This is a genomic window from Methylobacterium sp. J-068, from assembly GCF_022829445.1.
Classification (GTDB): domain Bacteria; phylum Pseudomonadota; class Alphaproteobacteria; order Rhizobiales; family Beijerinckiaceae; genus Methylobacterium.
This window is the reverse complement of record NZ_JAKSXY010000012.1, coordinates 21,309-32,764: the sequence shown is the minus strand read 5'-3', so window position 1 is coordinate 32,764 and position 11,456 is coordinate 21,309. Positions and strand designations below refer to the sequence as shown.

Sequence of the window (11,456 nt, the reverse complement as noted above, 5' to 3'; positions counted from 1 at the left end):
GGCGGATCCAGGCCTGCCACTCGCGGCTGATGATGCGCACCAAGTTGGGCGAGTTCTTGCGGCCCTGGTGGCGCCGCTCCTCGATCGTCAGCAGGCCGTCGCCCGCCGCGAGACGCAGAGCGCCCTGCGCCAGGCGCCGGCACACACCCGCTCGAGCGGCAATGGCGTCGACGCAGAGGCCACACACGCCCTTGGCCGCGACCTCGTCGCCGACGATGCGCAGGACCGCCCTCTGGCCCTCCGTAAAGCGTGCGGCAAGCTGCGGCGGCAAGGGTCCCGAGCAGGCTAGCAGCCGACGCCTTTCCAGCGATGCGGCTCGATCAGGGCTCCTGACGCTCCTGCGAGCCGGGAACAGACTTGCCCGCCCGACAGGGATGCCGACCGGCTGGATGCCCTCTCGGATCGCGCTGCGGCGCCCGTGGAGGCGTTCGGCGAGGCTCTGCGCCTCCTGGTCGCCCAGAGCGCCGGACCCGTGTCCCTGCCAAAGCTGGCGAGACAGCTCGTCCATCTGCGCAAGCGTTCGCGCGCCTTCGATCGCGGCCTGCATGGCGGCGTGAAACATCGTCCCGGTCCCTGCTCGGGCCGCGGCAAAGCAGGAGGCACAGCCAGAGCTGTCCCCGTCAAAAGGCAAAGCGCCATCGTTTCGGGAAGCAACCCCGATTGACACCTGACCGGTGTTGTGGCTGATGAAGGGAAGCAACTCGGCCCTCAAAAGCCCCACGATTTCGACGGCCTCGTTCCTGCCAGGGAACGGGGCCGTTGGCGTTTTGGGCTTAGGTCTTTCTCGCGGCGACTAATCCCTGATGGTGGTCGGCTTACGACTCGCCGAAGCGAGCCTGCCGGAAGTGCCATGTCGCGTGCTCGACATGCTTAAGTCAACGTGCTCGGTCCGCAGATCGTAGGTGCCTGCGCCTCCTCGAAGCTAGACGGTCATCGTGACAGCGTGTCATACTGGTGACGTGTCAACACGCTTTCAAAGCAACGGTCTGACGCGTTGCGGGGTCATCTCGTTGCGTTGATGAAGTGTAAACCCGTTGCCGTGATGTTAGGTCAGCTCGACAGCCCGTCAGGAGGTCAACACGATGCGCACACTTGCCCTGGTCAGTCAGAAGGGAGGAGCCGGTAAAACCACCTTGGCTCTGCACCTTGCCGTCGCCGCTCATCACGCTGGCCTGCAGGTCGCCATCGCAGACCTCGACCCGCAATCGTCAGCTTGGAAGTGGTCTGAACGACGTAAGGATCACCCCGAGGCGGTGGTCACCAGCGCTGAGCAATTGGACCACCTGAAGGGCCAAGCCGCCGCTGGCGGGCTTGATCTCCTCATCATCGATTCGGCTCCTCATGCCGATCGCCCGGCTCTGGTTGCGTGCAAGGCGGCCGATCTCGTTCTGATTCCATGCCGGGCATCGATCCTCGACATCGATGCGATCGGTCAGACCTATGACCTCGCTACGATCGCGAGGAAGCCGTCCTGGGTCGTCTTCAATGCCTGCAACACCAGCACGGAGTACGATCTCGAAGAGGCTCGTGAAGGTCTTCAGCAGCGAGACATACCGGTTTACCCGGGTGCCATCTACCAGCGCGTCAGCTTCTCCCGCGGCTTCATTCCTGGACGTACGGCTCTGGAGATTGAGCCGGCGGGCAGGGCAGCTGCTGAGGTCGATGAACTGTTCCGCTGGGTAGCCGCTGAAATCGGCCTGCAGATGCCGCAGGCTTCCAACACCGTTGAGGCAGCATGAGCGCCGCACCTCGCTTTAGCCTTCGGGCAGCCGTGAACGACAGCATCTCCACCGGCCGCCGCGAGGAGCCCGCCGTCGACGAGGCGGAAGCCGCCGAGCCTGTTCCATCACTGAAGCCTCCAAAGGCGGCAACGAAGCTCCGGGGGGAGGGCAAGACGAAGCGCTCGGCCACTCGTGAGGGCGCCCGTGGGATCACCGTCTGGGTAGAGCCGGAGATCTATCGCATGATCAAGCTCGTTGGCTTGGATCACGATATGACTACCCAGGACGTGATGATGGAGGCGATCAGCGATCTCCTCGCAAAGCGCGGAAAAGGACGCATCGCGAAGACACGATGACAGAACAACGAGTTGACGTGTCAACACGTTGTCGTGAAGCCACTTTGGTATGCATCTGAGGAGCGCAGGGACTGCCGCGTGATCCAGGCTTTCAGGACGCCGGTGCCGGTATGGTAGAACACCGATGTCGCCATCGTATGCACGGTGAGGGCAAGCGCCGTTTCGGGGCTGCGGGCCAGTTCGATCCGCAAAGCCGCCGTCCGCTGCGCCGTCAGATCCTCGACCAGTGACGCGGGCAGGGCAGGGGGCCGGCTGTCGCGTCCTCGTCGTCGTCCCCGGTCGCGCCGTTCCCCTCGTCCGCCTCCGGCTCGATCTCGCCGAGACAGATCAGCCCGCGCTCGATCACCGCTTCCCCGGCATAGGACAGGATGACCACGGCTCCGGCGATGGCCTTCGCCTCGTGCGACCATGACAGGGCGGTATCGTCGTCCTCGTCGATCGCGAGCTCGGCCTCCACTTTCTCGAAGTCCTGCCAGTCGGTCCAGCCGAACGAAAGCCGCGCTTCGGCCCACTACCAGCCTTCCGCCTTCACCTCCCCGGCGAGGGCGTCCAGCTTCTCCGTGGTCACCCGCACGACATTCTCGGCGAGGGACAGTTCGACTGGGTCCGTCTAGTCGTCCCGCATGGTGCAGGCGACCCGGTGGGTCTTCGGGATCGCGCCGTCCTTCGCCAGCTTCTTGAGGGCCAGCAACCGCCGCTGCCCCGCCACGACGACGAACTTGCCCTTGGGGGCCGAGCAGATGGTTAGGGGATTGATCAGGCCGTGCGCGGCAATCGACGCCGCCATTTCGTCGATGCCTGTCTCGACGCCAGTCTTGCGGACACTGCCGTTCTACTGCGTCAGTTTGGTCAGGGAGATTTCACGTAAAGCATTGGTAGTCATCGTCTTTTCTCTTCGTTGCTTAAAGGGTTGCGCATGCAACCCCGCTAGGCCAAGCGCCAATGAGCGGGGGGAAGCCGTCCAGGATCGGCGGCCGGGGAGGGGGATCTCCCGGTTTGCAGCCCTTCGCGAAAACCGGAGACACCCCGGCCGACGCGCTCGCGTCCAGTCCTTGATGGCGGGGGCGGTCAGCCCCTCTTTGCCTTTGGGTCAGCGATCGTCACCGCCTGGCGGAAACCGGCAACCGGGTTCCGGGAGGCGAAGCCGAGTAGAGCACGGCCCTGGAGGGGACGCTCATTCGAACTATGGGGGCGACGCCTCGCATGTCTCCACGCCTGTTTTCCCATCGCTCGCAGCTTCGGGTTTGACGGTGAAGGACAGGTAGGACCCGAGGGCCAGGGCCAGAAACACGATGCCGATCACCGCCTCGTACATGGTCGCGAGGCGAGGCAGCGGATCTAGTGGTGCGATATCGCCGAACCCCGTCGTCGTGATCGTCACGGCGCTGAAATAGACGGCGTCGAACGCATCCCGTAGCGGAGGCTTGTACGCACAGTCTGTAGACAATGCCTGCCCCGCCAGATGGATCAGGCCGAACTGCGCGATGATCTCGACATAGCCGATCCCGAGCAGGGTGATGCGCTCAGACTTCTCCAGCCTGATGCGCGGCTCTTTGCCTTCCAGCCTGTCGAGCGCATCGCGGAAGAAAGCGACCACGAGCTCGTTGACGCGGCCGAAGGCGTAGACGCCGGCGGCGACATACAGCAGGCTGGGGAGGTGCCATCCAAGGAGCCGGTCCGCGATGCTGATGCAGCAGATCTCGGCCGTGATGGCCTGGAATGCGAAATTCCACTGTCTCAGCTGGCGCGCGGAGCCGATCTCGCCGCGGTCGATGCGGGCCTTGGCCGCCATCCGGCTCGGGGACAGGGCCCAGCCGACCCATCGTTTGAGGCGCGTGCGATCCATCCAAAATCCGTTTCCGCACTCAGACGTGCAGCAGCTGTCTTCTGCTTTGCCTAGCTGGGTTCACACTGTCGATATAGCCGTTGATGGCCGCTTTCGATGCTTTGACCGGCGTGAAGTTCTGACCCGACTGGTACAATCACCGGCTAATAGCGGCGGGAGGAAGCTTCAATGTATCGCCATCAGGAGAATGCCGAGCGATATTCGCGTGACCAGGTGGACCCGGTTGAGGCGCCGTTTTAGCCGTTGCCACCCTGACGGCCCTCGGTTCGGCGGCGCTGCGGCCGGCCCCTGCCCGGATGGATGTGCCGCACCTCCCCCTGTCATCGAAGCTCCCCGGCACCTGCGCTGGTCCTAGCTTGCTGAACGCCAATGGAAATCCATCAATCGCCGCCTGCTTCGTTCGACTCACACAAGGTCCAGCCCTGTGACGTTGCCGCAACTTCGCCGGCTGTGAAGCACTGTGCAGGGCTGCCAGGACAGGAACCGCGCTCGCGTTACCTGGACGGGCTGCGCCCGCCTCGATCCGGTGCCGCTGCCGACGCCCCAGGGGCAAGGAAGGCCGGGCAAGCGGAGTGTCTGTCCATTCAGGCGCTTGGCTGGGGGCGCTGCCCCCAAAGACGCATCAAGTAGGTCGGTCCTCGCCATGCTCGCTACGCTGCGCGTGGCTCCGGTCCCGGCTGAGCCGCCCAGTGACGCTCTGGCCCCCGCGTTCGCCACGTGGCAGGGGGGCTGTCGCATCCGGAGCTTACAGCTCGTCCTCGAAATCCACCTCTTCGATAAGCGCCGATGCCGGGCTTTGCTGCTCGACGCTTGGTATCTTATTGGACGGATTGTGTTTTATGATTATTTTGGTGAGAGGCTCCGCCAGATAGTGCTGGTCTAGTATCTCGATGATGCTCTTTGATGAGGCTTCAGCCGCGTACTGACGGACCGCCTTTCCATCCTTAAACCCAATAGAGTATTTTTTAGTCCGTTTGGCGTAATTCACTAAAAATTCAGCCGCATCGTCGTTGAACGACGAGGTTGTCCAGAAATTGAAGCTGGCTTTGTAGTCCTTGAACGTACCGTGCGATTTCATATACCCATAAATCGCCGGCACCTTCTCTTTGGCCCATTTTTCGACTTCTGCCAGATTGACTCTGTTACCGGCATGATAGCCTTTGCATTCATAGCAGTGAAACTGTTTGTTCTCCCGGGTCAGCCGAACATCGATTTCGGCCTTCGCCCCGTTGCTTGGATTGGTTACCCTATCCCCGATTTCGATTGACCCGCCCTCGACCCGCTTGACACAGAACCCCACGATCATTTCGAATAACGGGCCGCGAAGATTGCCCGCAGCGCCTTCGATGGTTGAAAGCTTGCTGAATATCTCTGTAATGGCTTCCGGACTTTGGGCGGCGGTGGCTGCTGCGCTCGTGAGAACTCTGAGCAGAATGTCCAGGCCGCGCGCCACATCATGTCCGAACAACGATTTGACGGTGCCCATGACGATCCCGTGGGAGCGTCCGGCACTGAATGCTTCCCTGTCGTACCCGTCGGTAATCAGGATCGGTAGTATCGGCGTTGAAAGATTTAAGCGTTGAAGTGTCGAAATTTTCTTTATGAACGAATTGACGATGACTTCATGAGGGACCCCTCCGGTAAGGGCGACATCGCACACTAGAAAACCGGGCTGTATTTTACCCTGCTTATTCGTGCGTCGCATTGGCTGAAGATAGCTTGGTCCGGTTAGATCCCAACTGAAAGTCCCGACCCTGGGATTGTCAGGCTGCTCGTCTCGAACTTCGATTTTGTTGTAGCTCGCCAAACCGAGGTTTTTTGCCCATTCCTTCACGGCATTCAGCAAGATCTTTTCCGCCAGCAATCTTGCGCGGAGCAGATCCTCCGACGCTTCGTCTCCGCCGATCTTGTCCCCGAGGGAGATACAATCTCCAATGCCCTCGACATGAGTTTTCTTCAGCAATCGAACATTTGTGAGCCGTTCGATGATCGTCTCGGGAGAGAGATGCTTCTTCTGCTTCAAAGGCGCGCCGCAGATGATGCCGAAGTGTGACTGCGGTACGATGCCTCCTCTCGCCTCGACGGCCTTTATCGCTGGCATGTATGCCGTGTTGCTTTCGGAGAGACAGTTCAGCAGGCCGTTCCAATAGCCCTCGCTATTGAATTGGGACTCGTGATACGCAAATCTGACGCGATGGGGGAAAACTAGGCCGTCCAGACGCTTAACTTTTGCCGGCGCACGCGAAACACGTTGGCGCGCGGCACTGGATGACAGCCCTCCGGCTTCCAGGATCGCACAGAGCCTGGATGTCAGGCAGGGCCCCTCGGTGAGGAGAATTTGTTCGACGCTTGGGCTGGCCATTCAGCAACCTGTCACACTGCGCTATTTATAACAGATACTCTTTCTGCGGGCTCGCCGTTTTTTCGTGCAAAGTTTTATTGTTTTATATCAGTGACTTATTTTTGGTAGGCCAGATTTTTCGGATCGTCTCTGTCACAATGGTCCGATCCCTGCCCTTGAGCCCCGGTGCAAAACGCCCCAAAACCGGCGTCCAAGCGCCTGATCGGGGCCGTGAAACGAAGGTGCGGCCGTGCTTGGCTGCTCAGGGTTGTCGCTGCCGATCTCAATGCTCAGCACATCTCGACATTGAATGGTCGAGATTGGCACGCCGCCACGGCCCGACATGTGATGTTGAAAAGTTCTCAGGTAGAATAGGCATGGCAGGTAATGAAGCCGATTGGTTCTGGAGGAAAACCCCGGGCCGAGCCAGTATCAGCCGCAGTATCGATCAACTTGGACGAGGAAATCCGGTACGCATCATGTCTACAGTGATCGATGGAGAAGAGGGAGCAGCAGCTATCACTGAGGGGGGACAGGTTGTTCTACGCACGACTCCAAAGGGCCGATACGAGATTAAAGCAACGTTTTATGAGAAAGATCGCAGTGTAAGCGTTCTCACCATTCAGAGGTTCAGCAACTCCGGTTCACATGAATATTTTTCGCTTGTCGGCGCCGAGATTAAAACCTTGCTGGATTTTGCGCGAACCATTCAAACCGCAGAGATAAAGCATCCCGGCCATGTAAGTTTACCCGCTCTGGATCCTGGCGCAGACAAGTTGGAGGCTGGCAGAGCTCAGCAGCTATTCGCTGAGAATCAGGAACTATTCCTGCAAATTGCCTCACAGGAAAATTTGGCTCATGATGTTGTAGCCCTGGGATATAGGAGACAACAACTCCATGTATTTGAGAGATTACTTATAGAATCTGAATTTTTTGCCGCTTGCTGCGTTGAAGAAAATAAAACACCGGAAGCGCTCTGGCAATATTTCTTTGAGCATAACACATGGATATTCGGATATGGGCTATCCTATATTTTTCTTAGTGGCCTTGAAGACCGTAAACTTGAGCAAGTGACTCGAGGGCATAATTTAGAAGGCGCAGGAAAACGCGCTGACGGCGTAATGAAAACACAGGCCGAAATTAACTCTCTTTGTTTCGTAGAGATAAAACGGCACGATACTGCTCTGCTTGAGGGGAAACCTTATCGATCGGACACGTGGGCTCCCTCCTCAGAGCTGGCAGGCGGTGTTGCGCAATCACAGGTTACCGTCCACGCTGCTATCGAAGAGTTCGGAAGGCAGATTTCCCCTGCTAGCAAAGATGGAGATCCGACCGGAGAAACTTTGTTTAACATAGCTCCACGAGCTTTCCTGGTAGTTGGCAGTTTAGATCAATTCCAAACCGAACGTGGCATCAATGTTAGTAAATTCAAATCATTTGAGCTTTATCGGCGCAACGTCCGGAGCCCGGAAATCTTGACGTTCGATGAGCTTTACTATCGGGCTCGATTTATCGTTGAAACGACATCTTGATGACCAAGTGCGCAGGGAGCAAGCCTTTGTAAGCGCTTTTCTGAAAGGCGAAGCAGTTAGCGGGAAGTAGGAGGGAATTGGTCGAACCAACGCTAAGTCTCTGTGGCAAAGGATATTATTGGGGGTTAGGAGAGGATCGCGCTAGCGTTTTGGGCGATCGGCCGCGTCTGATCGAAACAGGTTAAGGGCAGGCACTTTTAAGAGAGATACGAGCGACGCCAGCTGTTCAAGGTGTGGACCGCTTGGCGTCGTCGTAGCGCGACTTGGTAAAAATGGTGCATCCTACACCCATCTGGTGCTAGAAGGTGAACCTTGGCCGTTGAGCGTAGCGTATGTCAGGAAGCGAAAAGAAGTCGGTCCGCACGTCTGTGATCCTCCCGGAGGAGGCGCATGCTCGCGTGCAGGCGTTGGCTGATGCGAACGATGTGTCAGCTGCCTGGGTGATACGTGCGGCCATTCTGCGCTTCCTCGAGGAGCACGGCGGTCAGACCGAGCTCCCTCTGCGTCTGCCCAGGGCAAGCCGGGTAGCCGTATGAACCCGGAAATCGCACGGCGGAAGCTCGCTAGGCTGCAGACCGGAGGCAAGCCCCGGGTGCTGGATCTGTTCGCCGGCTGCGGCGGCCTTTCGCTCGGCTTCCTCGCTGCCGGCTTCCGGATCGATGCAGCGGTTGAATTCGACCCGGACGCCGCACGTTCGCATGGCCTCAACTTCCATTCCGGAGACGCCCGCCACAGCGTGGCGCGGGACATCATCGTCACGCATCCGGAGGATCTGGCAGCGGAGCTCGAGCTCGGGCTGGCGGAAGATGCTTTAGACGTTCTGGTGGGCGGCCCGCCATGCCAAGCGTTTGCCCGGGTCGGCCGGCCGAAGCTGCGCGAGATTGATGCCCATCCCCGCGCCTTCGAGCATGATCCGCGCGCCAGGCTCTACCAGGAATATCTCCGCTACGTGGAGGCCTTCCAGCCGCTCGCCGTGGTGATCGAAAATGTCCCCGACGTGCTGAACCACGGCGGCCAGAATATCGCCGAGGAGATCTGCGAGGTCCTGGAGGCGAAGGGCTACGTCTGCGGCTACACGCTGCTGAACGCCTCGTTCTACGGCGTGCCGCAGATGCGCGAGCGCATGTTCCTGATCGCCTATCACCGTGAGGTGACGGATCAGGTGGCCTTCCCGGCCCCCACCCATTGGATGGACCTTCCGCTAGGCTATGAGGGGTCCCGCTCGGTTGCTCTTAAGCTGCTGAACGGCGCGGAGGGTAATGCACACGACTACATTGAGCCGCCCGCACCCAATCGGAAGCAGACAGCGGCCGTCACGGCCGAAAAGGCGCTAAGCGACCTGACACCGATATACGCCCGTAAGCAGCTCGCCGCCGGCGTGCTGAAACGGGGAGCACGCCGGTTCGATCAGGTTATGGTCTCCGATGCTCGGCGCAAGATCTCCGACTACGCCCGCCTGATGCGAACCTGGCCCGGTTTCGAGCATCCGGCCGAAGGCATCAAGGACCACGTCATCCGCTACCTGCCCCGCGACTACGAGCTTTTTGCCAGGCTGAACCCGGGCGATCAGTACCCGGAGGCGCACCGCCACGCGATGATCATGCTGGCCGAGCGCATCGAGCAGCTGCGCCTGCAGGGCGTGCGGGTCCGCGAAGGCAGCCCGGAGTATCTTCGCCTGAAAAACGCGATCGTACCGCCCTATGATGCCGGGAAATTCCCGAATAAATGGCGGAAGATGTGGCGCGATCAGCCGGCGCGGACGCTGATGGCTCACCTCGGCAAGGACGGCTACAGCCACATCCACTACGACAGCGAGCAGGCCCGGACGATTTCTGTCCGTGAGGCAGCCCGGTTGCAATCCTTCCCGGATGGCTTCGTGTTCTGCGGGACGATGAACCCGGCCTTCCGGCAGATCGGTAATGCCGTGCCGCCGCTGGTGGCCAAGGCGCTAGCCTCCACGGTGCTGGAGGCGCTGAACGGATCCCAACAAAAGGAAAATTATGTCGTCCAGCGAGCGGCAGCAGCAGTTTGAAACAGCGATTAAGGCGTTGCCGGGCATCCGCCCGGACGCCAGGATCGCAGCGAATTTCGGGTTCTCCAACAGCGCCAGGGTTCTCGAGGGAGGGCTGTTCGCGTGTACCAACAACCTCGAGACGTATTCCGAGAAGCTCGTGAGGGGCACCGGGGCACCGCTCGAGCAGATGGTGCTGCTCTGCGTCCTGACCTTCCCTCCGCATGACGAAGTGTATTTTGCGATTTCGGTGCGTTCCGATGCAGCGAAGCTGAATGCTGGCTTGGCAAAACTGTTCCACGAGGGAGAGGCGCGCAACGCAGCGCTGGTTGCCGCTGCCAAGAAGACAGGCAGCATCAGCAACAACGTCAAATTCTATATCACCGACACGAGCAACCTGTATTTTCATAATTACGACTTCAAGGAGTCGCTGCGCGAGGCTCTTGCCAAGGGTGAGCTGGACCCGGACTGCCTCGCCCGGATCGACACCATTCATTTTGCCATCTGGCCGCCTGCCGCCTCGGCACGGCGAAGCCTGCTCGCGCGCTCCTTCGTGGGCTATCTAGGCGACCTGATCGGGCGCGAGAGGGTCCACGAGCTGCGTGTCTGGGATGAAGCGGGATCGGTCAGCGCCGAGATGCGCCGGATGCCGGCCTCGATCCCGATCGGCGAGCTTGAGGCAGCTGTGACTGCCCTCGGAGGTCATTACCCGGGCGGCGAGGTCCGCCGCTTCCACGCCGCGCTCAACTTCCTACAGCACAAGCACTTCGTCATCCTGGCCGGCCTGTCAGGAACGGGAAAAACGCAGCTGGCGCTGAAGTACGCGCGGGCGGTGCACGGCCTGAAGACGATGAAGGATCTCGACCCCTTCCTGTTCATCTGTCCGGTGCGGCCCGAGTGGACGGATCCAACCGGGCTGACCGGTTATTTCGACGTGCTCTCTAACCGCTATATGGTGCCGCCCTTCCTCGAGGCGGTGCTGCTCGCCACCGCACACCGGGACTCGCCGGTGTTCGTAGTCCTCGATGAAATGAACTTGGCCCGGGTGGAATACTATTTCTCGGACGTGCTTTCAGGCGTCGAGACCGGTGAAGCGTTGCAGCTGCACTCGAGCGGCGTGCCGCTCGAGGGATCGACCGGGACGACAGTGCCCGCCGTACTGCCCTTGCCCGAAAACCTGTTCATCGTCAGCACCATCAACATCGATGAGACCACCAATGCGGTCAGCGACAAAGTGCTCGATCGCGCCATGGTCATCGACATGTCCGCCGTCGATCTGGCCGGCTTCTTCGCAAATCTCGAGGTGCGCGAACCCGCTCTGAAAGATGCCCGGACTGCCTGCGAGCCGCGTCTGCTGGCTGCACAGGAGCTGATGCACCCGCAGAACCTCGGCTTCGGCTACCGGGTCGCTGAGGAGGTAGTTCGCTACCATGCCTTTGCAACGACGACCCTGGGTCAGGATGCGGATGCGACCGTGGACGAACTGATGGTGCAGAAGGTTCTGGTGAAGCTGCGCGGCTCGGAGAAGCAGCGCCCCATGCTGACTGGCCTGCAGAAGGCGCTCCCGCTGACCCGCTCCGAAGCCTACCTTTCACGGCTGCTGAGTGATCTTGACGAGTTCGGCTCGTTCCAGGCCAGCCGGTAGGGCC

The 11,456-nt window shown here is 60.1% G+C and carries 10 protein-coding genes and 1 pseudogene; 6 read left to right on the top strand and 5 right to left on the bottom strand.

The features are described 5' to 3' along the window. The coding region (locus MKK54_RS00570; protein WP_244008572.1) for a hypothetical protein at nucleotides 1-562 on the bottom strand (562 nt) is incomplete at its 3' end. Nucleotides 563-1,082: 520 nt separating this feature from the next. Between MKK54_RS00570 and MKK54_RS00565 the strand changes: the two genes are divergently transcribed. Further along, a complete protein-coding gene (locus MKK54_RS00565; RefSeq protein WP_244008571.1) occupies nucleotides 1,083-1,739 on the top strand; it encodes a ParA family protein in 657 nt (218 codons plus the stop codon). Beyond that, complete coding sequence (locus MKK54_RS00560; protein WP_244008570.1) at nucleotides 1,736-2,077, top strand: ribbon-helix-helix domain-containing protein; 342 nt, start codon at nucleotides 1,736-1,738, stop codon at nucleotides 2,075-2,077. Before MKK54_RS00565 ends, MKK54_RS00560 begins: the two co-directional genes overlap by 4 nt. A gap of 211 nt (nucleotides 2,078-2,288) precedes the next feature. On the opposite strand, the gene MKK54_RS00555 is transcribed toward MKK54_RS00560, so the two are convergent. From MKK54_RS00555 to MKK54_RS00540, 4 genes and pseudogenes are all read right to left on the bottom strand, one after another. Continuing rightward, on the bottom strand, nucleotides 2,289-2,534 hold the full coding sequence (locus MKK54_RS00555) for a hypothetical protein (RefSeq protein ID WP_244008569.1): 246 nt from the start codon (nucleotides 2,532-2,534) through the stop codon (nucleotides 2,289-2,291). 153 nt (nucleotides 2,535-2,687) lie between these two features. Beyond that, nucleotides 2,688-2,888, bottom strand: a pseudogene (locus tag MKK54_RS00550) (ParB/Srx family N-terminal domain-containing protein); the annotation flags it as partial. A 372-nt stretch (nucleotides 2,889-3,260) separates the two neighbouring features. Beyond that, nucleotides 3,261-3,923 (bottom strand): potassium channel family protein, encoded by a 663-nt coding sequence (locus MKK54_RS00545; RefSeq protein WP_244008567.1) that lies wholly within the window; start codon nucleotides 3,921-3,923, stop codon nucleotides 3,261-3,263. A 745-nt stretch (nucleotides 3,924-4,668) separates the two neighbouring features. Then, nucleotides 4,669-6,285: a hypothetical protein gene (locus MKK54_RS00540; protein WP_244008566.1), complete on the bottom strand. Its 1,617-nt coding sequence runs from the start codon at nucleotides 6,283-6,285 to the stop codon at nucleotides 4,669-4,671. 356 nt (nucleotides 6,286-6,641) lie between these two features. Here MKK54_RS00540 and MKK54_RS00535 point away from each other — a divergent pair, with 356 nt between their 5' ends. From MKK54_RS00535 to MKK54_RS00525, 4 genes are all read left to right on the top strand, one after another. Continuing rightward, nucleotides 6,642-7,796: a Shedu immune nuclease family protein gene (locus MKK54_RS00535; protein WP_244008565.1), complete on the top strand. Its 1,155-nt coding sequence runs from the start codon at nucleotides 6,642-6,644 to the stop codon at nucleotides 7,794-7,796. Nucleotides 7,797-8,128: 332 nt separating this feature from the next. Then, complete coding sequence (locus tag MKK54_RS24445; protein ID WP_279597076.1) at nucleotides 8,129-8,332, top strand: CopG family transcriptional regulator; 204 nt, start codon at nucleotides 8,129-8,131, stop codon at nucleotides 8,330-8,332. Between the two features lie 56 nt (nucleotides 8,333-8,388). Continuing rightward, nucleotides 8,389-9,828 carry a DNA cytosine methyltransferase gene (locus MKK54_RS00530; RefSeq protein WP_313898365.1) on the top strand — a complete coding sequence of 480 codons (1,440 nt, stop codon included), beginning with the start codon at nucleotides 8,389-8,391 and terminating at the stop codon, nucleotides 9,826-9,828. Beyond that, nucleotides 9,797-11,452 (top strand): McrB family protein, encoded by a 1,656-nt coding sequence (locus tag MKK54_RS00525; RefSeq protein ID WP_244008563.1) that lies wholly within the window; start codon nucleotides 9,797-9,799, stop codon nucleotides 11,450-11,452. Before MKK54_RS00530 ends, MKK54_RS00525 begins: the two co-directional genes overlap by 32 nt. The last annotated feature ends 4 nt before the right edge of the window (nucleotides 11,453-11,456 follow it).